The sequence below is a fragment of the Pseudomonas sp. MWU12-2037 genome, assembly GCF_023242345.1.
In the GTDB taxonomy this organism is placed as follows: Bacteria; Pseudomonadota; Gammaproteobacteria; order Pseudomonadales; family Pseudomonadaceae; genus Aquipseudomonas; species Aquipseudomonas gingeri_D.
Genome location: NZ_JALLIZ010000010.1, coordinates 149,333 through 168,886, shown reverse-complemented (window position 1 = coordinate 168,886; position 19,554 = coordinate 149,333). Strand labels below are relative to the sequence as shown.

Annotated in this window: 21 protein-coding genes and 1 pseudogene; 15 read left to right on the top strand and 7 right to left on the bottom strand. The window is 62.4% G+C overall.

Features of this window, described 5'->3' with window-relative positions:
* Window positions 1-9: 9 nt before the first annotated feature.
* Window positions 10-906 carry a LysR family transcriptional regulator gene (locus M5B42_RS19795; protein ID WP_152740036.1) on the top strand — a complete coding sequence of 299 codons (897 nt, stop codon included), beginning with the start codon at window positions 10-12 and terminating at the stop codon, window positions 904-906.
* Here the strand turns inward: M5B42_RS19795 and M5B42_RS19790 are convergent.
* Window positions 890-1,342 carry a flavodoxin gene (locus M5B42_RS19790; RefSeq protein ID WP_152740037.1) on the bottom strand — a complete coding sequence of 151 codons (453 nt, stop codon included), beginning with the start codon at window positions 1,340-1,342 and terminating at the stop codon, window positions 890-892. The genes M5B42_RS19795 and M5B42_RS19790 overlap by 17 nt on opposite strands.
* Before the next feature lie 158 nt (window positions 1,343-1,500).
* On the opposite strand from M5B42_RS19790, the gene M5B42_RS19785 reads away from it, so the two are divergent.
* The gene (locus tag M5B42_RS19785; RefSeq protein WP_248746782.1) at window positions 1,501-1,965 is read left to right on the top strand and encodes a PAS domain-containing protein; all 465 of its coding nucleotides are present in this window, start codon (window positions 1,501-1,503) and stop codon (window positions 1,963-1,965) included.
* A 44-nt stretch (window positions 1,966-2,009) separates the two neighbouring features.
* On the opposite strand, the gene M5B42_RS19780 is transcribed toward M5B42_RS19785, so the two are convergent.
* Window positions 2,010-2,981: a MerR family transcriptional regulator gene (locus tag M5B42_RS19780; protein WP_248746781.1), complete on the bottom strand. Its 972-nt coding sequence runs from the start codon at window positions 2,979-2,981 to the stop codon at window positions 2,010-2,012.
* A 211-nt stretch (window positions 2,982-3,192) separates the two neighbouring features.
* Here M5B42_RS19780 and M5B42_RS19775 point away from each other — a divergent pair, with 211 nt between their 5' ends.
* From M5B42_RS19775 to M5B42_RS19745, 7 genes are all read left to right on the top strand, one after another.
* Complete coding sequence (locus M5B42_RS19775; protein WP_103496560.1) at window positions 3,193-3,762, top strand: antibiotic biosynthesis monooxygenase; 570 nt, start codon at window positions 3,193-3,195, stop codon at window positions 3,760-3,762.
* Window positions 3,763-3,864: 102 nt separating this feature from the next.
* Complete coding sequence (gene folM, locus M5B42_RS19770) at window positions 3,865-4,575, top strand: dihydromonapterin reductase (protein WP_103496559.1); 711 nt, start codon at window positions 3,865-3,867, stop codon at window positions 4,573-4,575.
* Between the two features lie 24 nt (window positions 4,576-4,599).
* Complete coding sequence (folE, locus tag M5B42_RS19765) at window positions 4,600-5,160, top strand: GTP cyclohydrolase I FolE (RefSeq protein WP_103496558.1); 561 nt, start codon at window positions 4,600-4,602, stop codon at window positions 5,158-5,160.
* Between the two features lie 2 nt (window positions 5,161-5,162).
* Window positions 5,163-5,534: a dihydroneopterin triphosphate 2'-epimerase gene (gene folX / locus M5B42_RS19760; RefSeq protein WP_103496557.1), complete on the top strand. Its 372-nt coding sequence runs from the start codon at window positions 5,163-5,165 to the stop codon at window positions 5,532-5,534.
* 74 nt (window positions 5,535-5,608) lie between these two features.
* Window positions 5,609-5,905, top strand: a complete 297-nt coding sequence (locus tag M5B42_RS19755) for a DUF1244 domain-containing protein (RefSeq protein ID WP_103496556.1) — start codon at window positions 5,609-5,611, stop codon at window positions 5,903-5,905.
* Window positions 5,898-6,236, top strand: a complete 339-nt coding sequence (locus M5B42_RS19750) for a HopJ type III effector protein (protein ID WP_103496555.1) — start codon at window positions 5,898-5,900, stop codon at window positions 6,234-6,236. The genes M5B42_RS19755 and M5B42_RS19750 overlap by 8 nt, the downstream gene beginning before the upstream one ends.
* 124 nt (window positions 6,237-6,360) lie before the next feature.
* Window positions 6,361-7,611, top strand: coding sequence for an aspartate aminotransferase family protein (locus tag M5B42_RS19745; protein WP_248746780.1), 1,251 nt, complete (start codon window positions 6,361-6,363; stop codon window positions 7,609-7,611).
* Window positions 7,612-7,665: 54 nt separating this feature from the next.
* Here M5B42_RS19745 and trxB read toward each other — a convergent pair whose 3' ends face one another.
* The gene (trxB, locus tag M5B42_RS19740; protein ID WP_177101083.1) at window positions 7,666-8,628 is read right to left on the bottom strand and encodes a thioredoxin-disulfide reductase; all 963 of its coding nucleotides are present in this window, start codon (window positions 8,626-8,628) and stop codon (window positions 7,666-7,668) included.
* Window positions 8,629-8,929: 301 nt separating this feature from the next.
* On the opposite strand from trxB, the gene cysZ reads away from it, so the two are divergent.
* Together cysZ and M5B42_RS19730 are read left to right on the top strand one after the other, a co-directional pair.
* Complete coding sequence (gene cysZ, locus M5B42_RS19735; RefSeq protein WP_152740042.1) at window positions 8,930-9,685, top strand: sulfate transporter CysZ; 756 nt, start codon at window positions 8,930-8,932, stop codon at window positions 9,683-9,685.
* Between the two features lie 80 nt (window positions 9,686-9,765).
* Window positions 9,766-10,989 (top strand): glycosyltransferase family 1 protein, encoded by a 1,224-nt coding sequence (locus M5B42_RS19730; protein ID WP_103498236.1) that lies wholly within the window; start codon window positions 9,766-9,768, stop codon window positions 10,987-10,989.
* Between the two features lie 6 nt (window positions 10,990-10,995).
* On the opposite strand, the gene M5B42_RS19725 is transcribed toward M5B42_RS19730, so the two are convergent.
* The 3 genes from M5B42_RS19725 to M5B42_RS19715 form a co-directional block, all read right to left on the bottom strand.
* Window positions 10,996-12,099 (bottom strand): NADH:flavin oxidoreductase, encoded by a 1,104-nt coding sequence (locus M5B42_RS19725; protein WP_248746779.1) that lies wholly within the window; start codon window positions 12,097-12,099, stop codon window positions 10,996-10,998.
* 166 nt (window positions 12,100-12,265) lie between these two features.
* Entirely contained in the window at window positions 12,266-12,748 is a 483-nt protein-coding gene (locus M5B42_RS19720) for a glutathione peroxidase (protein ID WP_177101115.1), read from the bottom strand.
* 137 nt (window positions 12,749-12,885) lie between these two features.
* Window positions 12,886-13,371, bottom strand: coding sequence for a peptidylprolyl isomerase (locus M5B42_RS19715; RefSeq protein ID WP_103498239.1), 486 nt, complete (start codon window positions 13,369-13,371; stop codon window positions 12,886-12,888).
* Between the two features lie 5 nt (window positions 13,372-13,376).
* Here M5B42_RS19715 and M5B42_RS19710 point away from each other — a divergent pair.
* The 4 genes and pseudogenes from M5B42_RS19710 to M5B42_RS19695 form a co-directional block, all read left to right on the top strand.
* Window positions 13,377-13,679: pseudogene (locus tag M5B42_RS19710) on the top strand (DUF3565 domain-containing protein); the annotation flags it as partial.
* 57 nt (window positions 13,680-13,736) lie between these two features.
* Window positions 13,737-15,836 (top strand): phosphate acetyltransferase, encoded by a 2,100-nt coding sequence (gene pta / locus M5B42_RS19705; RefSeq protein ID WP_248746778.1) that lies wholly within the window; start codon window positions 13,737-13,739, stop codon window positions 15,834-15,836.
* Complete coding sequence (locus M5B42_RS19700; protein WP_248746777.1) at window positions 15,837-16,742, top strand: acyltransferase; 906 nt, start codon at window positions 15,837-15,839, stop codon at window positions 16,740-16,742. It begins immediately after the preceding gene.
* Between the two features lie 266 nt (window positions 16,743-17,008).
* Window positions 17,009-17,467 (top strand): transposase, encoded by a 459-nt coding sequence (locus M5B42_RS19695; RefSeq protein ID WP_248746776.1) that lies wholly within the window; start codon window positions 17,009-17,011, stop codon window positions 17,465-17,467.
* A gap of 184 nt (window positions 17,468-17,651) precedes the next feature.
* Here the strand turns inward: M5B42_RS19695 and cysN are convergent, their stop codons facing one another.
* On the bottom strand, window positions 17,652-19,550 hold the full coding sequence (gene cysN / locus M5B42_RS19690) for a sulfate adenylyltransferase subunit CysN (protein WP_103498058.1): 1,899 nt from the start codon (window positions 19,548-19,550) through the stop codon (window positions 17,652-17,654).
* Window positions 19,551-19,554: the final 4 nt, after the last annotated feature.

Here is a 19,554-nt window from a genome sequence, read left to right as displayed (position 1 = left end):
AATCAGGCCATGGAATTCAAGCAACTGCGCAGCTTTATCGAGGTGGTCCGCCAAGGCGGTTTCACCCAGGCGGCGAAAACCCTGCACATCAGCCAGTCGGCGGTGAGCAAGCAGGTCGCCCAGCTCGAACACGACCTCGGTACGCCGTTGCTCGACCGCCACGGCTCGCGGGTCCTGCTGACGGCGGCGGGCGGCGTGGTCATGCAACGGGCCGAAGCCATGCTGCGCCTGCGCAACGAGTTGCTCAGCGAACTGGATGACCTGAGCCACCTGGCCCGCGGTGAACTGCGCCTGGGTTTGCCGCAACTGGGCGGCGAGGCCCTGTTCGCCAGCCTCTTCGCCGAGTACCGACGGCGCTACCCCAATATCAGCATTCACCTGCTTGAAGGCGGTAGCCTGACGATCGAGCCGGCGGTGCTGAGCGGCGAGCTGGAACTGGGGGCGGGCCTCAAGCCGAGCGATCCGGCACTCGACTACCAGCCGTTTTGCGATGAGCCCCTGGATGTGTTGCTGGCGACCGATCATCCGCTGGCCGAGGAAGGCTCCATCCGCCTGGAACAATTGGCCGATACGCCGTTTCTGCTGTACCAGCGCAGCTTCGTACTCAACCACCGGTTGATGGAGGCCTGCCGGCGAGCCGGGTTCACCCCCAAGGAGAGCGGGCGCAGCGGCCAGGCGGACTTTCTCGCCGCACTGGTGGCCGCCGGGCAAGGCGTGGCGTTGTTGCCCAGCGTGGTCGCGCGTTCGCTGATACGGCCCGGGGTGGTGCGCCTGACCTTGAGCTCACCGACCGACCTGCGCTGGGACATCGCCTTTGTCTGGCGGCGCGGCGCCTACCTGTCCAAGGCCGCCCAGGCCTGGCTGGCGCTGGCGCGCGAGCGACCCAGCCTCAGCGCAACGCGCTGATAAATTCGGCCAGCCAGGGCTCGGCGTCGGTTTCCGGGGTGACGCTTTCGCTGGCATCCAGGCGCAGCATGTCCTTCACCTCGCGCACGCCCAGCTCGGCAAACAGCTCGCGCATTTGCTCGCCGCCGCCGCAGAAGGTGTCGCCGTAGCTGGAATCACCGAGGCCGATCACCCCGCCCGGCAAGCCGCGCCACGCCGCCGGTAGCTGGTCGCGGATGGCGTTGTACAAAGGTTGGAGATTGTCCGGCAACTCCCCCATGCCGGTGGTGGCGGTCACGGCCAGGAAGGCCTGCGGGGCAAAGGCCTGGACATCGGCGAGGGTCGCCCGCGGGTTGTGCCAGGCCTCGAAACCGGCCTCGCGAAGGATTTTTTCAGCGTGGCGGGCAACTTCTTCGGCAGTGCCGTAGACCGAGCCGGAAAGGATGGCGACTTTCATCAATCTGATCCTGATGCTTGATAAAAAACCCAGGATACCAGCAGATGAGAGACTTTCTCACAAAACCCGCCCCTCGCCGCTCGCAAATGGGATGGATTATTCAGGACGATGTCTTAAACTTTGCCGGACATGTCAATGGATTGCGCGGGCGTTGAACAATGATAAATCCCAAACTGCTGCAAATGGTGATTGACGCGTCGAACGACGGCATCGTGGTGTCCGAACAGGAAGGCGAAGACCATATCCTGATCTATGCCAATCCGGCGTTCGAACGCCTGACCGGTTACACCAACGAAGAAATTCTCTATCAGGACTGTCGCTTCCTGCAGTCGGGCGACCGCGACCAGCCGGCGCTGGAACTGATCCGCGAAGCCCTGCACACCCGCAAGCCGTGCCGGCAGATCCTGCGTAACTACCGCAAGGACGGCAGCCATTTCTGGAACGAGCTGTCGCTGTCCCCGGTGTTCAACGAAAGCGACCAACTGACCTACTTCGTCGGCGTGCAAAAAGACGTGACGGTGCAGGTCAAGGCGCAGCAGCGGGTGGCCCAGCTGGAAGCGCAACTGGCCGAGGTCCAGGCGCAACTGGCGGCGCTCAAGGCGGCAGGCGCAAACCAGCCATGACCGATCAGCGCGGCCGGCCGGTGCAGGAGACGCCTGAGCGGCGATCAGGTGTCGAGGCGGCCCGCCAACAGCTGTTGCAGGCGCCGGCGCATCAGCCGGCCGTCATTGCCCAGGCAACCGATGCTTGAGCCTTCCAGGCGCTCCTGTAACAGTTCCGAGGCATCCCCGGCCAACATCACCGCACAGTCCACCGACAGCGCCAGGCGGTTGAGGCGGCGTGGCAGATCCGTCGTCGGCGAACGGTTGGAATACAGCACCAGCGCCTCGGGCCGGACCTTTTCACAGACCAGGGTCAGTTCATCGAAGGGCTGGCCAACCGCCAGGACACTGACGCAGCGGTCGCCGTCACCCAGCAACAGGCCGGCCACCAACAATTCGAGCTCACGACATTGATCCGGTAAAGCGGCGAGCACGATGCGTTGGGAGGGCAGCCCGCGAACCACGTGCAGGCGCTGCAGGACCCGCGCGCGCAGGAAGGTATCGAGAAACAGCCACTCGCTGGTCTGGCCGAATTCACCGCTCTGCAACTGCAGGCGCTGCCACAGGGGCAGGAGGATATTCTGGAACACCACGGTCAGCGGGTAGCTGGAAAACACCTGTCCGTAGAGACGTTCGAGGGCCGGTTCGTCGAAAGCGCTGACCGCCGCGCGCAATTGCGTCTGCCAATCGTCCCATTCCGTCTGGGCAATCGATTGCACCGCAATGCCGGAAGGGGTGTGAATGGGCGCTGCCTGGGCAGCGGTCTTCGCCAGGATCTTGCCGACCTTGCTCACCGCCACGCCGCGCTCGATCCAGCCCATGATGGTGCGGACCGTCTCGATATCGCTCATGGCATAGAGCCGATGCCCACTTTCGGTGCGGGTCGGCTGAATCAAACCGTAGCGCCGTTCCCAAGCCCGCAGGGTGACCGGATTGACGCCGGTCAGGCGCGAAACTTCGCGAATGGGAAACAACTCTTCCTGTTTCAGCGCCCGCAACAGCGGCGCGGCAGGTTCAAGTTCGGTCATGACGGGCATCTGTCACACATTTATGGGTAGGATTTAACCGATATTCTAGCCCACTGGATCCAACACCCTGCAAATCATACGCAATGCGACTTACTGGCTTGGTGCATTTCCCGGGAATAGGGAATAATTCTTGCCTGTCCAAACACGCAGCCCACCACCCCGGCGCTGCGTTGCGCATCAGCCCTATCCGGGCGGCATGCTTGTCTTACGGAGATACATGATGTCTACCTCACCCGTCACCATGATGGTGGCCCGGCGCGTTGCCGATGGCCGCTACCAGGACCTGCTCGCCTGGTTGCACGAAGGCGAACTGCTCGCCACCGACTTCCCCGGTTACCTGGGCTCCGGCGTGCTCGCCCCGCCGCCCGGGGACAACGAATTCCAGATGATTTTCCGCTTCAGCGATGCCACGACCCTGGGCGCCTGGGAGCACTCCGCTTCACGCAAGGCCTGGCTGGCGCGCGGCAGCGACCTGTTCGCCGGGCCACAGGAGCGCCGGGTCAGTGGCATCGACGGCTGGTTCGGCGTCGTGGGCCAACGTCCACCGCGCTGGAAGCAGGCGGTGGCGATCTGGCTGGCGTTCTTTCCCGTGTCGCTACTGTTCAACTTTGGCCTCGGGCCGTTGCTCGCCGAGCTGAATCTGCTGCCACGGGTACTGGTCAGCACCCTGGTGCTGACCCCGCTGATGGTCTACTTCTTCATTCCGCTATCGACCCACCTCCTCGCGGGCTGGTTGCACAGTACCCAGGCCAAGGCGCTGCCCGGCGACACGGCCACTGCCCGGCATTGACGGTACGCAGTATCCGGCTTGGCAGTTGTACAAGCGGTGTGGCTGGTATAGCTTTGACTTCAACGTCAACCGACGCCTCTCCACCGCTGCCACGAGCCTTCGATGCCATCGTCTTGTGCCCCCATCCTGATTACTGGCGCCGGCCAGCGTGTCGGCCTGCATTGCGCAGAGCGACTGCTGGCCGACGGCTACCCGGTGATCTTCAGCTATCGCAGCGAGCGCCCAGGCGTCCAGGCCCTGCGCGACCTCGGCGCCACCGCGCTGTTCGCCGATTTCTCCAGCGAAGCCGGGATCCTGGCCTTTATCGAAACGCTGAAGCAGCACACCGACTGCCTGCGGGCGATCGTCCACAATGCCTCGGCCTGGCTGGCGGAAACCCCCGGTAACGAAACCGCGGCCTTTACCCGGATGTTCAGCTTGCACATGCTCGCGCCCTATCTGATCAACCTGCACTGCGCCGAACTGCTGGAACGCTCGCCAATGGCCGATATCGTGCACATCAGCGACGATGTCACCCGCAAGGGCAGCAGCCAGCACATGGCCTACTGCGCCAGCAAGGCCGGCCTGGACAGCCTGACCCTGTCCTTCGCGGCCCGCTACGCGCCACGGATCAAGGTCAACGGCATCGCCCCGGCGCTGCTGATGTTCAACCCCGACGACGACGCGGCGTACCGCGCCAGGACCCTGGCCAAATCGGCCCTGGGTATCGAGCCCGGAGCCGGGGTGGTCTACCAGAGCCTGCGCTACCTGCTGGACAACCCCTATGTCACCGGCACAACCTTGACCGTCAACGGCGGCCGGCACCTTAAATAAGCCGCCCCGCGAGGAATCCTTTCCATGAGTGCCACACTGCCCGAGCATTACCGCGAGATCCTTCTGGGGCTGGGCGAAAACCCCGACCGCGAGGGCCTGCTGGACACCCCGAAACGGGCCGCCAAGGCCATGCAGTACCTGTGTCATGGCTATGAGCAGAGCCTCGACGAGGTGGTCAACGGCGCGCTGTTCGCTTCCGACAATGACGAGATGATCATCGTCAAGGACATCGAGTTGTACTCGCTGTGCGAACACCACCTGCTACCCTTTATCGGCAAGGCCCATGTCGCCTACATGCCCACCGGCAAGGTTCTGGGGCTGTCGAAGATCGCCCGGATCGTCGACATGTTCGCCCGCCGCCTGCAGATCCAGGAAAACCTCACCCGGCAAATCGCCGACGCCATCGAGCAGGTGACCCAGGCCGCCGGCGTGGCGGTAGTGATCGAAGCCCAGCACATGTGCATGATGATGCGCGGCGTGGAAAAACAGAATTCGACCATGAACACCTCGGTGATGCTCGGCGCCCTGCGCGACTCGAGCACCACCCGCATGGAGTTCCTGCAACTGATTGGACGGAGCAAGTAGCAATGCCACAACTTCAACCCGGCATGGCACGCATTCGGGTCAAGGACCTGTGCCTGCGTACCTTTATCGGCATCAACGAGGACGAGATCCTCAACAAGCAGGATGTGCGGATCAACCTGACCATCCTCTATGCGGCCCAGGAAGCGGTGCGCGACAACGACATCGATCACGCCCTGAACTACCGCACCATCACCAAGGCGATCATCCAGCATGTGGAGGGCAATCGCTTTGCCCTGCTCGAACGCCTGACCCAGGAACTGCTGGACCTGGTGATGAGCAACGAAGCCGTGCTCTATGCCGAGGTCGAAGTCGACAAGCCCCATGCGTTGCGCTTTGCCGAGTCGGTGTCGATTACGCTCGCGGCGAGCCGTTGAGCCACTGAGCCGTCTGGCGTTCGCCGCGCCAGGCTCTTATCATCGCGACCTACTTCACCCGTACAGAGCCCATCATGACCGAGCAAGAACGCCTCGAACTCGAAGCCGCCGCCTTTCGCCGGCTGGTCGCCCACCTGGACAGCCGCAAGGATGTGCAGAACATCGACCTGATGAACCTCGCCGGGTTCTGCCGCAACTGCCTGTCCAAGTGGTACAAGGCCGAAGCCGACGAACGCGGGGTCGAGGTCAGCCTCGACGACGCCCGTGAAGTCATCTACGGCATGCCCTATGCCGAGTGGAAGGCCCAATACCAGCAAGAAGCCAGCGCCGAACAACAGGCGGCGTTCGCCAAAGGAAAACCCCATGAGTGATTTGAACACCCTGCGCGCCAGCCTCAACAGCGGCGAACATGTTTTTGCCGACACCCTGGCTTTCGTGGCCGCCGGTTACGACTATCAGCCACAAGCCTTCAACAACGGCGGCGTGGAAAACGCCGCCGGGCAGAACGAAGGCTCGTGCAAGACCCTGGGCCTGGCGCTGCTGGAAGGCTTGAGCGACCAGGAAACCTTGCTGGCCTTCGGCGAGCATTACCGTTCGGTCCTGGCCACCCCTGAAGGCAGCGACCACGGCAATATTCGCGCGTTGATTGCCCACGGCCTGGCCGGCGTGAAGTTCACCCAGGCGCCGTTGACCCGGCGCTGATTCAAGCGCCCGGCCGGCACATCGCAACTTTTAAGATTGACCCGGCGACTTTATTTCGTTTGCCGGGGACCGCTGCTCACGGCTTAGATAAAAAGAAGTCTTCCTTCTTTCGAGTCAGGTCTCCATGAGCAGCGAAACCATCAGCCAGTCGATTTCCATCGTTCACCCGATCAGCCTCAGCCACGGCAAGAACGCCGAGGTCTGGGACACCCACGGCAAACGCTATATCGATTTTGTCGGTGGCATCGGCGTACTCAACCTCGGCCATTGCCACCCGCGTATCGTCGAGGCCATTCGCGAACAAGCCACCCGGCTGACCCACTACGCCTTCAACGCCGTGCCCCATGCGCCCTACCTCGAACTGATGGATCGCCTGACGGCGTTTATTCCCGTGACCTACCCGGTCAGCGGCATGCTCACCAACAGCGGCGCGGAGGCGGCGGAAAACGCCTTGAAGATCGTCCGTGGCGCCACCGGTCGCACCGCCGTGATCGCCTTTGACGGCGCCTTCCACGGCCGCACCCTCGCCACCCTCAATCTCAACGGCAAGGTGGCCCCCTACAAACAGAAAGTCGGGGTACTGCCCGGGCCGGTGTATCACCTGCCCTTCCCCAGCCAGGACAATGGCGTGACCTGCGCCGAGGCGCTGAAGGCCATGGAGCGGCTGTTCAGCGTCGAAATCGATGTCGAGGACGTCGCCTGTTTTATCCTCGAACCGGTGCAGGGCGAAGCAGGCTTCCTGGCGTTGGACGTGGAGTTCGCCCAGGCCCTGCGGCGTTTCTGCGATGAGAAAAAGATCCTGCTGATCATCGATGAAATCCAGTCCGGTTTCGGCCGCACCGGCCAGCGTTTTGCATTCTCGCGACTGGGCATTGAGCCGGACCTGATCCTGCTGGGCAAGAGTATTGCCGGCGGTGTGCCGCTGGGGGCGGTGGTCGGCCGCAAAGCGCTGCTCGACACCTTGCCCAAAGGCGGGCTGGGCGGCACCTATTCGGGCAACCCGATTGCCTGCGCCGCGGCCCTGGCAACCCTGGATGAAATGACTGATGCGAACTTGCAGGCCTGGGGCGCGCAACAGGAAGAGGCGATTATCGGGCGTCACCAAGCCTGGCGCGCCAAGCAGCTTTCACCCTACCTGGGGCGCCTGACCGGGGTTGGCGCCATGCGCGGCATCGAGCTGATCAACCCCGACGGCAGCCCTGCGTCGGCACAGTTGACGCAATTGCTGGCCCTGGCCCGCGAGGCCGGTTTGCTGCTGATGCCCAGCGGCAAGTCGCGGCACATCATTCGCCTCCTGGCCCCCTTGACCACCGAGGCGGCAGTGCTGGAAGAAGGGCTGGATATCCTCGAGGCGTGCCTGGCCAGGCTTGTCTGAAACCCGCGGGCAGAAAAAAACCGGCCGAGGCCGGTTTTTTTCATAACGATGCAATCAGAACGAAGCGTTCTGCAGGTCATCGAGGTAGCGCTCGGCGTCCAGGGCCGCCATGCAGCCGGCGCCGGCCGAGGTGATGGCTTGACGGTAAACGTGGTCGGCCACGTCACCGGCGGCAAACACACCTTCCACGCTGGTGGCGGTGGCATTGCCTTCACGGCCGCCCTGCACCACCAGGTAGCCGTCTTTCAACGCCAACTGGCCTTCGAACAGCGAGGTGTTCGGGGTGTGGCCGATGGCGATGAACACGCCGTCGACTTTCAGCTCGTCGAAGCTGCCGTCGTTGTTCTTCAGACGGGCACCGGTGACGCCCATGTTGTCGCCCAGGACTTCGTCCAGGGTGGCATTGAGCTTGAGGACAATCTTGCCCTCGGCGACGCGGGCATGCAGTTTGTCGATCAGGATCTTCTCGGCACGGAAGGTCTCGCGACGGTGCACCAGGGTCACCTTGCTGGCGATATTGGCCAGGTACAGCGCCTCTTCCACGGCGGTGTTACCACCACCGACCACGGCGACTTCCTTGTTGCGATAGAAGAAACCGTCGCAGGTGGCGCAAGCGGAAACGCCCTTGCCCATGAACGTCTCTTCCGACGGCAGGCCCAGGTAACGAGCGCTGGCGCCGGTGGCGATGATCAGGGCGTCACAGGTGAAGGTGCCGCTGTCGCCCACCAGGGTGTAGGGCTTTTTCGCCAGGTCCACTGCATTGATGTGGTCGAAGACGATTTCGGTTTCGAAACGCTCGGCGTGCTCTTTCATGCGGTCCATCAGCGCCGGGCCGGTCAGGCCGTGCACGTCGCCGGGCCAGTTGTCGACTTCGGTGGTGGTGGTCAATTGGCCGCCGGCCTGCATGCCGGTGATCAGCAGCGGCTTGAGGTTGGCGCGCGCGGCATAGACCGCGGCGCTGTAACCGGCAGGGCCGGAACCGAGAATAATCACTCGCGAATGGCGTACTTCAGACATGACTCACTCCTATCGACCGCCCGTCAGCTACCGGTGCGGAACGCCGGCGGACCGGCTGGAATAAAAAAGGACTGCGAAAGCACTTGGGGAAGGCTTGTAGCACACAGTCCTGAAAAATAATGAGGTGCAGCGTATCGAGGAGGCGAAGATTAAGGAAATACGCAATAACAATCCAGCTCATAGCAGGTCTCTATCCTGAGCGGTGTTCTTCAAGACGTCTTTGTTACTGCAAATGTCGAACCTTTCACCGGCCCTGCAAAGCCGGTAAGGTCGGCGCGTTTCCCCCATCTCGGAGCACGTTATGCCCGCACCCGTCCTGTCCGGCCCGCAATATCTGCGCGAGGGCCTGAAGCTGGTCCTGAGCCCGGGCCTGCGCCTGTTCGTCCTGCTGCCGCTGGCGATCAACCTGGTGCTGTTCGTCGGCTTGATCTACCTGGCCGGCCATTATTTCAGTCTCTGGGTCGATACGCTGATGCCGACCCTGCCCGGCTGGCTGAGTTTCCTCAACTACATCCTCTGGCCGCTGTTCGTGGCGCTGGTGGTGCTGATGGTGTTTTTTACCTTCACCATGATTGCCAACGTCATCGCCGCGCCCTTCAATGGCTTTCTCGCCGAGAAAGTCGAAGTGGTGGTGCGCGGCACCGACAATTTCCCGGCCTTCAGCTGGGCCGAACTGCTGGCGATGATTCCCCGCACCCTGGCGCGGGAAATGCGCAAGCTGGGTTACTTCCTGCCGCGGGCCATCGCGCTGTTGGTGCTGTCGTTCATCCCGGTGGTGAATATCATCGCCGCACCGCTGTGGTTGCTGTTCGGGGTGTGGATGATGGCGATCCAGTACATCGACTACCCGGCGGACAACCACAAGCTGAGCTGGCAGGGCATGCTCGCCTGGCTGCGGCAGAAACGCTGGCAGTGCATGAGCTTTGGCGGGATCGTCTACCTGGTGCTGCTGGTGCCGGTGGTCAACCTGCTGATGATGCCGGCGGCGGTGGCCGGGGCGACCTTGTTCTGGGTTCGTGAGCGCGGTGAAGAGGCGGTGGCCGGCGAGAAGCGCTGAGGCGCCCGCAACGCGGCCTCGTCACAAATCCATCATCAAACAGCCACAGTGTCGCAACCGCCCGGGGCGACACTGTAAACATGACGACAGCTCTGCATATCACCCTGATCACCGAAACCTTCCCACCGGAAATCAATGGGGTGGCCAATACCCTTGGCCGCTTGTGCGACGGACTGCGCGCCCGCGGACACCAGATCGAGCTGGTGCGCCCGCGCCAGAGCTGCGACCAGTCCCGCCCCAGCGATACCGAACTGCTGCTCTGCCGTGGCTGGCCGCTGCCCGGTTACCCCGGCCTGCAATGGGGGCAGTCGTCGATGCACAAGTTGCTGCGACGCTGGAAGAACCAGCGCCCGGATGTGCTGTATATCGCCACCGAAGGTCCGCTCGGCTTGTCGGCCCTGCGTGCGGCCAGGCGTTTGGGGATTTCGGTGGTCAGCGGTTTCCACACCAACTTCCAGCAGTATTCCCATCAATACGGCATGGGCTTGCTGACGCGGGTACTGACCCACTATCTGCGCTGGTTCCACAATCGCTCCAAGCTGACCCTGGTGCCCAGCGTCAGCCAACGCATGGAGCTGGAGCGGCGGCATTTCGAGCGCCTGGAACTGCTCTCCCGCGGCGTCGACAGCCAGTTGTTCCATCCGGCCAAGCGCTTGAGCGCCCTGCGCGACAGCTGGGGGCTGGCGGACGACGATATCGCCTTGCTGTATGTCGGGCGACTGGCGACCGAGAAGAACCTCGGCTTGCTCAAACGCACCTACGAGCGTCTGCGGGAAACTTATCCACAGCGGCGGATGAAGCTGATGGTGGTCGGCGATGGTCCGCAACGTGGCGTGCTGGAAAAGGAAATGCCCGAGGCGTTGTTCTGCGGCACACAGCGGGGCGAGGCCCTGGCCTGTCACTATGCGTCGGCGGATATGTTCCTGTTCCCGAGCCTGACCGAAACCTTCGGCAATGTGGTGCTCGAGGCGCTGGCATCCGGGTTGGGGGTGGTGGCTTACGATGAGGCCGCGGCGGCCCAGCATATCCGCCATGGTTACAACGGCGTGCTGGCCATGCCCGGCGACGAGGACGCATTTTGCGATGCCGCCTGCTGGTTGCTGGAAGGTCGGGAGACCTTGCGCAATGTCCGCCTCAATGCCCGCCAGCATGCCAGCCGGCAAGGTTGGGGAGCGATAGTCGAGCAGTTCGAGAAGCAGTTGCGTGGGGCCTGTGACGCGCCGCTCGTGGAGCGACGCGCTCCGGCCCTGCCGGTGGATGCCGTTGTGACCAATGGCATCCTGAAAACACCGCGCAACCTGTAACCGGGCTTACGCCAGGCTCATCAACGCCTCACGGCTGAACGGCAGGATGTCCTGCTCGCGGCCGTCGCGCACTTTCACCGCCCAATCCGGGTCCACCAGCAGCGCGCGGCCCACGGCAACCAGGTCGAACTCATCGTTGCCCAGGCGCTCCAGCAGCTTCTCCAGGCTCGCCGGCTGGGCGACCTTGTCGGTGTTGACCATGAATTGCAGGAACTCGCCGTCCAGGCCGACGCTGCCCACGGTGATGGTCGGCTTGCCGGTCAGCTTGCGAGTCCAGCCCGCCAGGTTCAGCTCGGAACCGTCGAACTCCGGCTCCCAGAAACGTCGCGTGGAACAGTGGAAAATATCCACCCCGGCGTCAGACAACGGCTTGAGGAACTCGCCCAGGGCCTCTGGCGTCTGCACCAGGCGGGCGCTGTAGTCCTGCTGCTTCCATTGGGAAAAGCGGAAGATGATCGGGAAGCCAGGCCCCACCGCCGCGCGCACGGCCTGGATCAGCTCGATGGCAAAACGCGAACGGTTGGCCAGGCTGCCACCGTATTCGTCGGTGCGCAGATTGGTGCCTTCCCAGAAGAACTGGTCGATCAGGTAACCGTGGGCACCATGGATCTCGACACCGTCCATGCCGATGCTTTGGGCATCACGAGCCGCCTGGGCGAAGGCCGCGATCACCTCGTCGATGTCCTGTTTCGTCATGCCGTGCACCACGACCTGACCGTCCTTGAGCTTCTCGCTCGGGCCATAGCCCGGCACGGTCGCATCCGGTTCAGTGCCCAGGCGCCGTACATTACCCACATGCCAGAGCTGCGGAACGATCTTGCCTCCTTCGGCGTGCACCGCATCGACGACTTTTTTCCAGCCGGCCAGGGCCGCTTCGCCGTAGAAATGCGGCACGTTCGGGTAACCGTTGGACGCCTGGTGACCGACCGTGGTGCCTTCGGTGACGATCAGGCCGACACCGGCCGCCGCGCGCTTGCGGTAGTACTCGATGACTTTCGAGTTGGGCACGCCACCCGGGGAAAACGAACGGGTCATCGGCGCCATGACCACACGGGTCGGCAACTCCAGCGCGCCAAGATGGAAAGGTCGGAACAGGGCTTTAACGGGCATGGGAGCACTCCACGGCGCAAGGGGAATTTATGATCAGGATAATATTCCGCCGCGAACGCGCCGCCCAGCACTATTGATCTGAGTGATTAAGCTTTAGAAGTGGTTGCAGGAGCAGCCGGTCGACCTGCTCCTGCGGATACGGCCCGAACGGAACACGGGCAATGAATCAGGCCAGGGCCTTTTCGATCGCATGGATCACCGCCGGATCATCCGGAGCGGTGCGCGGCGAGAAACGCGCCAATACTCGGCCATCCTTGCCCATCAGGAACTTCTCGAAATTCCAGGTGATATCCCCAGGAAACTCCGCACCCTCGCCCGCCAGCAGACGGTACAGCTGGTGACGGTCATGACCGTTGACCTCCAGCTTGCTGCTCAACGGAAAGCTCACGCCATAGTTCAGGTCGCAGAACGCCTGGATCTCCTCCTCGGAGCCCGGCTCCTGCCCGGCAAACTGGTTGCACGGCAGGCCCAAAACACTGAAACCCTGGGCCTTGTATTGCTGATAGAGGTGCTCAAGGGCGGCATATTGGGGTGTCAAGCCGCACTTGGAAGCCACGTTGACCACCAGCACTACATGCCCTTTGAAAGGCGCCAGCGGCAGTTCCTGACCATCCAGCGCTTTTAGTGTCAGATCGTGAAAAGCACTCATGACGAACTCCCGTTTTTCCCGGACTTATACGCGAACATTGTTGCCTGACAGCCTGACCGGTTTCCAGTTAAAAACCGCGGCTGACTAAAAAAGGCGCCCGTGGGCGCCTTCCAACTACCAGAGCTTAGCAGCAGAAATCAGTGGTGATGGCCGCCTTCGCCATGGACGTGACCATGGGCGACTTCTTCCTGGCTGGCATCACGGATTTCGATGATCTTGACCTGGAAAGTCAGGCGCTGGCCAGCCAACGGGTGGTTGCCATCAACGGTGACATCGTCGCCGTCCAGGTCGCGAATGGTGACGATCTGCATCTGGCCGTCCGGAGCGGAAGCGTGGAACTGCATGCCGACTTCCAGCTCGTCGACACCTTCGAACATGCTGCGGCTCAGGGTGCTGACCAGTTCAGCGGAGTATTCACCGTAGGCATCTTCCGGCTCGACGGACACCTTCAGCTCGTCGCCGACGTTCTTGCCTTCCAGGGCCTTTTCCAGACCTGGGATAATATTGCCGGCACCGTGCAGGTACACCAGCGGGGCGCCGCCGGCAGAGCTGTCGATGACCTCACCAGCATCGTTGGTAAGGGTATAGTCGATGGAGACAGCCTTGTTGGCAGCGATCGTCATATGAGCGAGACCTTTTGCATAGGAATAAAGAGCGGACAAGTCTAAACAAGGATTCGTCCGAAAGCGAACTGAACCCGGACAGACGGGCCAAGACCATGCCTGTAACCATTATCGGCTTTCATCAGGACGAGGACGGGCACTGGGTGGCCGAGCTGTCCTGCGGCCATACCCAGCACCTGCGCCATCAACCACCCTGGCAGTCGCGGGCCTGGGTGCTCGATCCTGTGCAGCGCGCGGAAAAAATCGCTCAGGGCTTTGAATGTGGTTGGTGCGCTCGAGGCTCGGTTAACGATAACCTTGGCGACTGAACTTCGCAGACGACCAGACATAGGCCGTCGCACTTGCGCTTCCTCAAGAGAATACGCATGCAAACTTTTTTTATCGCGCCCACCGATTTTGGTGTGGGTCTGACCTCGATCAGCCTCGGGCTGGTCCGTACGCTGGAACGCGCCGGGTTGAAAGTCGGCTTTTTCAAACCCATTGCCCAGCCCCATCCCGGCGACCTGGGCCCGGAGCGCTCCACCGAACTGGTGGCCCGCACCCATGGCCTGAAACCGCCCCAGCCCCTGGGTCTGGCCCATGTCGAGCGGATGCTCGGCGACGGCCAGCTCGATGAGCTGCTGGAAGAAATCATCACCCTCTACCAACAGGCCGCCGTCGGCAAGGACGTGCTGGTGGTCGAAGGCATGGTTCCGACCCGTAGCGCCAGCTATGCGGCCCGGGTCAACCAGCACCTGGCCAAGAGCCTGGATGCCGAGGTGATCCTGGTCTCGGCGGCGGAGAACGAAGTGCTCAGCGAACTCTCCGGCCGGGTCGAATTGCAGGCGCAACTGTTCGGAGGTCCCAAGGACCCGAAAGTGCTCGGGGTGATCCTCAACAAGGTCCGCACCGACGAGAGCATGACCGACTTCTCCGCCCGTCTGAAGGAGCATTCGCCGTTGCTACGCAGTGGCGATTTCCGCCTGCTGGGCTGCATTCCGTTCCAGCCCGACCTGAATGCGCCGCGCACCCGCGATGTCGCCGAACTGCTCGGCGCCCAGGTGCTCAACGCCGGTGACTACGAGCAGCGGCGCATGAACAAGATCATCATCTGCGCCCGCACGGTGCGCAATACCATCGACCTGCTCAAGCCCGGCGTGCTGGTGGTGACCCCGGGCGACCGCGACGACATCATCCTCGCCGTGAGCATTGCCTCGATGAACGGCGTGCCCCTGGCCGGCCTGTTGCTGACCAGCGACACCCTGCCCGATCCGCGCATCATGGAACTCTGTCGTGGCGCGATGGCCGCGGGCCTGCCGGTATTGTCGGTGAGCACCGGCTCCTACGACACCGCCAACCAGCTCAATGGCCTGAACAAGGAAATCCCCATCGATGACCGCGAGCGCGCGGAGATCATCACCGATTTCGTCGCCGGACACCTCGACGCCCACTGGCTGCACCAGCGCTGCGGCACCCCACGGGAAATGCGCCTGACCCCGGCGGTGTTTCGCTACCAGTTGATCCAGCGTGCCCAGGAAGCCAACAAACGTATCGTCCTGCCCGAAGGCAGCGAGCCGCTCACCGTGCAGGCCGCCGCCATCTGCCAGGCCCGTGGCATCGCCCGCTGCGTACTGCTGGCCAAGCCGGCGGAAGTCGAAGCGGTGGCCAAGGCCCAGGGTATCGAACTGCCGCCGGGGCTGGAGATTCTCGACCCGGACCTGATTCGCGGGCGCTACGCCGAGCCCATGGTGGCCTTGCGCAAGAGCAAGAGCCTGAACACGCCGATGGCCGAGCAACAACTGGAAGACACCGTGGTGATCGGCACCATGATGCTGGCGCTGGACGAGGTCGACGGTCTGGTTTCCGGGGTGATCCACTCCACCGCCAACACCATTCGCCCGGCCCTGCAACTGATCAAGACCGCGCCGGGTTGCACCCTGGTGTCATCGGTGTTCTTCATGCTGTTCCCGGACCAGGTGCTGGTCTATGGCGACTGCGTGATGAACCCCCATCCGTCGGCGGCGGAGCTGGCGGAAATCGCCCTGCAAAGCGCCGACTCGGCCCAGGCCTTCGGGATCACGCCACGGGTGGCGATGATCAGCTACTCCAGCGGCGAATCGGCCAGTGGCGAGGAAGTGGAGAAAGTCCGCGAAGCCACCCTGCTGGCCCATGAGTCCCAGAGCACGTTGCTGATCGACGGCCCGTTGCAGTACGACGCCGCCGCCAACGAAGCCGTGGCCCGGCAACTGGCGCCCAACAGCCAGGTGGCGGGACGCGCCACGGTGTTCGTGTTCCCCGACCTGAACACCGGCAACACCACCCACAAGGCGGTGCAGCGCAGCGCCGACTGCGTCAGCCTGGGGCCGATGCTGCAAGGCCTGCGCAAGCCGGTCAACGACCTGCCGCGCGGCGCCCAGGTGGACGACATCGTCTACACCATCGCCCTGACCGCGATCCAAGCCGCCAACCGACCTGTGGATATCTGAATGCTAGACTTTCTCCCGGCCCCGCTGCGGGGCGTGATCGCCTCGCTGCTGTTGACGTTGAATACCTTGCTGCTGTGTTCCTTCCTGTTCTGCGTGGCGCTGCTCAAGGTGCTGCCCTTTGCCCTGACCCAGCGTGTCACCCACTGGCTGATGAACCATACCCATGAGGCCTGGGTCAGCAACAACAAGGCCTGGATGCAACTGGTCCGCCGCACCCGCTGGCACCTCAGCGGCCTGGAGGGCCTGGACTACCAGCATTCCTACCTGGTCACCAGCAACCACCAGAGCTGGGTCGACATCATGGTCTTGCAGTACGTGCTGAACCGGAAGATCCAGCCACTGAAGTTCTTTCTCAAGCAGGAGCTGATCTGGGTCCCGGTGATCGGCCTGGCCTGGTGGGCCCTGGGTTTTCCGTTTATGAAGCGCTACTCCAAGGCGTACCTGGAGAAGCACCCGGAAAAGAAAGGCAAGGACCTGGAAACCACCCGCAAGACCTGCGCGAAGTTTCGCGACAACCCTGTGGGTATCTTCAATTTTGCTGAAGGCACGCGCTTTACCAAGGGCAAGCATGCGCAGCAGCAGTCACCGTTCCGTTATCTGCTGAAACCCAAGGCCGGCGGTATCGCCTTTGTGCTGGATGCCATGGGCGAGCAACTGGAGTCCATCGTCAACGTGACCATCCACTATCCGGGCGGCAAGCCGGGGTATTGGGATCTGCTGTGTGGCAACGTGCGGGATGTGGTGGTGCACTTCGAAGAACTGAAGGTTCCGCCGCAGTTTGTCGGCAGGAACTACGACCAGGACGGCGAATACCGCCTGGCGTTCCAGGGCTGGATCAACCAGTTGTGGGAAGAGAAGGACGCGTTGTTGGCGCAGATGCATCGCGAATATCCCGCCAAACCTTGAGGCGCCTATAAGGGCCTCTTCGCGGGCAAGCCCTGCTCCTACAGTGCAGCGTCGATCACAGATTTTGCGTACGACACAAACCTGTAGTAGCAGGGCTTGTCGGGGCGCCGAACCGCCGCGAAGGCGTCAGCCCAAGCACTGCAGAATCCCAAGTTGCCCATCGTCTAAAGTACCCCACCAGACACATCCTGCACCCTTGATACCCTCCACATTCCTGGCACACCTCCTGTAGCTTCAAGGCTCCAAGCTTTCAAGGAGCATCAAGGATGACGACTCGCTATAAAGCCAACCACTTGCGTATCGGACGCTACTCAGAGCCCGGCCGGATTTACCTGCTGACTGCCGTGGTCCAAAACCGCGAACCGGTTTTCCAGGACTTTTACCTGGGCCGCCTGTTGGTAAACAGCCTCAGAACCGCACAGGAAGAGTACTCCGCCAGAGCCTTGGCCTGGGTCGTGATGCCAGACCATTTCCATTGGTTGGTCGAGTTGCAGAAAGCCAGTCTTGAGGAACTGATGGGCAAGACCAAATCCCGAACGACGCTTGCAGTCAACCAACGGATGGACCGTGTGGGGCCACTCTGGCAAAAAGGCTTCCATGATCGGGCTTTACGCCGGGAAGAAGACTTGCCGGCCATGGCGCGTTACATCGTTGCAAATCCATTGCGGGCAGGGCTGGTAACGCGGGTTGGGGATTACCCGCTTTGGGATGCTGTCTGGCTTTAGTTTTGTGGTGAGTTCGTGGACCTCTTCGCGGGCAAGCCCTGCTCCTACAGTCCTGAGTCGATCACGGATTTTGTGTACGACACAAACCTGTAGGAGCAGGGCTTGCCCGCGAAGACGATCTCCAAGACACAAAAAAGCCCGCAGCCGATCACTCGACTGCGGGCTTTTTAACAGCTGCTGATCCTTAGATCGCGCCGCGCTGGCGCAACAGCTCCAGGACTTGCTTCACACTGTCTTCCAACGACAGTGCTTGCGTATCCACTACCAGATCGGCATCCAGCGGCACGTCGTAGGGGAACGACTCGCCCGGAATGTTATCGCCACCGGCCGCGTACAGGCCCTGGGGATCACGTTCCTGGCACGCCTGCGGCGAAGCTTGGACATAGACCGTCAACACACGTTCGCTGCCGATCAGCGCCTTGGCCTGTTCGCGGCCCTCGGCATCCGGTGCGACGAACGCGGCCAATGTCAGCAAACCCGCCTCGTTGAACTGACGCGCCACGTGCGCCGCACGCCGCCAGTTCTCGGTACGCCCGGCACGATCCTGCGGCAAGCCCTTGTTCAGGTCATGACGCAGGTTCTGGCCGTCCAGCACAAACACCGCACGACCCAGGTCGAACAGCTTGCGCTCCACGGCGTAAGCCAGGGTGCTCTTGCCCGCGCCCGACAGACCGGTGAACAGCACCGTCGCCGGTTGCTGGCCGAAACGCTGGGCGCGTTCCTCGGTGGCCACATGGGCCAGCTTGCCGTGATGGGTGGCGCTGCCATGGGCCAGCGGCTGGGCGACGATCATGCCGGCGCCGACGGTGCCATTGGTCAGACGATCAATGATGATGAACGAGCCGGTGGTGCGGTTGCTGTCGTAACCGTCCAGGGCAATCGGCGCGTCCAGGGCGATCTTGACCTTGCCGATCTCGTTCAACTGCAAGGCGCTGGCCGGGCCTTCTTCCAGGGTGTTCACATCGACCTTGTTGACGATGCTGGCAATCGAACCCGGAACGTAGCTGGTGGCGCGCTTGATGTCGTATTTCTTGCCCGGCAGCATCGGTTCTTCAGCCATCCAGACCAGCATGGCCTCGAAGCTGTCGGTCACCGGCGGCACATTGTCGGCATGCACCAGCAGGTCGCCACGGGAGATGTCGATCTCGTCTTCCATGGTCAGGGTCACGGCCTGGCCGGGACCGGCGCTTTCCAGCTCGCCTTCGAAGGTGACAATGGACTTCACCCGGCTGCTCTTGCCCGAAGGCAGCACCACCACGTCGTCGCCCTTCTTCACGATGCCGCTCGCCAGGGTGCCGGCAAAGCCACGGAAGTTCAGGTTCGGCCGGTTGACGTACTGCACCGGGAAACGCAGGTCGGTGAAGTTACGGTCGCCCGCCACTTCCACGGTTTCGAGAATCTCCATCAGCGACTGGCCGGTGTACCAGGGCGAACGCTCGCTCTTGTTCACCACGTTGTCGCCCTTCAAGGCCGACATCGGCACGAAGTGCATGCTGGTCGGCTTCAGCTTCAAGCCTTCGGCGAACTTCAGGTAGTCGGCCTTGATCGACTCGAACACGCCCTGGTCGAAGTCCTTGAGGTCCATCTTGTTGATGGCGACGACGATATGCTTGATCCCCAGCAACGAGGCGATAAAGCTGTGGCGACGGGTCTGGGTCTGCACGCCGTAGCGGGCGTCCACCAGGATGATCGCGAGGTCACAGGTGGAGGCACCGGTGGCCATGTTGCGGGTGTACTGCTCATGGCCGGGGGTGTCGGCGATGATGAATTTGCGCTTGGCGGTGGAGAAATAGCGGTAGGCGACATCGATGGTGATGCCCTGCTCGCGCTCGGCCTGCAGGCCGTCGACCAGCAAGGCCAGGTCGATGTCGTCACCGGTGGTGCCGACTTTCTTCGAATCGCGGGTGATGGCTTCCAGATGGTCTTCGTAGATCATCTTGGAGTCGTGCAGCAGGCGCCCGATCAGGGTGCTCTTGCCGTCGTCGACGTTACCGCAGGTCAGGAAACGCAGCAGTTCTTTACGCTCGTGCTGGCCCAGGTAGGCGAGGATGTCCTCGCTGATCAAATCAGATTGATGCGACATGCTT

Bases quoted from the DNA above. Each gene is read 5' to 3' on its own strand.
- M5B42_RS19795 (WP_152740036.1), top strand. From the start codon at position 10: ATGGAATTCAAGCAACTGCGCAGCTTTATCGAGGTGGTCCGCCAAGGC.
- M5B42_RS19790 (WP_152740037.1), bottom strand. From the start codon at position 1,342: ATGAAAGTCGCCATCCTTTCCGGCTCGGTCTACGGCACTGCCGAAGAA.
- M5B42_RS19785 (WP_248746782.1), top strand. From the start codon at position 1,501: ATGATAAATCCCAAACTGCTGCAAATGGTGATTGACGCGTCGAACGAC.
- M5B42_RS19780 (WP_248746781.1), bottom strand. From the start codon at position 2,981: ATGCCCGTCATGACCGAACTTGAACCTGCCGCGCCGCTGTTGCGGGCG.
- M5B42_RS19775 (WP_103496560.1), top strand. From the start codon at position 3,193: ATGTCTACCTCACCCGTCACCATGATGGTGGCCCGGCGCGTTGCCGAT.
- folM (WP_103496559.1), top strand. From the start codon at position 3,865: ATGCCATCGTCTTGTGCCCCCATCCTGATTACTGGCGCCGGCCAGCGT.
- folE (WP_103496558.1), top strand. From the start codon at position 4,600: ATGAGTGCCACACTGCCCGAGCATTACCGCGAGATCCTTCTGGGGCTG.
- folX (WP_103496557.1), top strand. From the start codon at position 5,163: ATGCCACAACTTCAACCCGGCATGGCACGCATTCGGGTCAAGGACCTG.
- M5B42_RS19755 (WP_103496556.1), top strand. From the start codon at position 5,609: ATGACCGAGCAAGAACGCCTCGAACTCGAAGCCGCCGCCTTTCGCCGG.
- M5B42_RS19750 (WP_103496555.1), top strand. From the start codon at position 5,898: ATGAGTGATTTGAACACCCTGCGCGCCAGCCTCAACAGCGGCGAACAT.
- M5B42_RS19745 (WP_248746780.1), top strand. From the start codon at position 6,361: ATGAGCAGCGAAACCATCAGCCAGTCGATTTCCATCGTTCACCCGATC.
- trxB (WP_177101083.1), bottom strand. From the start codon at position 8,628: ATGTCTGAAGTACGCCATTCGCGAGTGATTATTCTCGGTTCCGGCCCT.
- cysZ (WP_152740042.1), top strand. From the start codon at position 8,930: ATGCCCGCACCCGTCCTGTCCGGCCCGCAATATCTGCGCGAGGGCCTG.
- M5B42_RS19730 (WP_103498236.1), top strand. From the start codon at position 9,766: ATGACGACAGCTCTGCATATCACCCTGATCACCGAAACCTTCCCACCG.
- M5B42_RS19725 (WP_248746779.1), bottom strand. From the start codon at position 12,099: ATGCCCGTTAAAGCCCTGTTCCGACCTTTCCATCTTGGCGCGCTGGAG.
- M5B42_RS19720 (WP_177101115.1), bottom strand. From the start codon at position 12,748: ATGAGTGCTTTTCACGATCTGACACTAAAAGCGCTGGATGGTCAGGAA.
- M5B42_RS19715 (WP_103498239.1), bottom strand. From the start codon at position 13,371: ATGACGATCGCTGCCAACAAGGCTGTCTCCATCGACTATACCCTTACC.
- pta (WP_248746778.1), top strand. From the start codon at position 13,737: ATGCAAACTTTTTTTATCGCGCCCACCGATTTTGGTGTGGGTCTGACC.
- M5B42_RS19700 (WP_248746777.1), top strand. From the start codon at position 15,837: ATGCTAGACTTTCTCCCGGCCCCGCTGCGGGGCGTGATCGCCTCGCTG.
- M5B42_RS19695 (WP_248746776.1), top strand. From the start codon at position 17,009: ATGACGACTCGCTATAAAGCCAACCACTTGCGTATCGGACGCTACTCA.
- cysN (WP_103498058.1), bottom strand. From the start codon at position 19,550: ATGTCGCATCAATCTGATTTGATCAGCGAGGACATCCTCGCCTACCTG.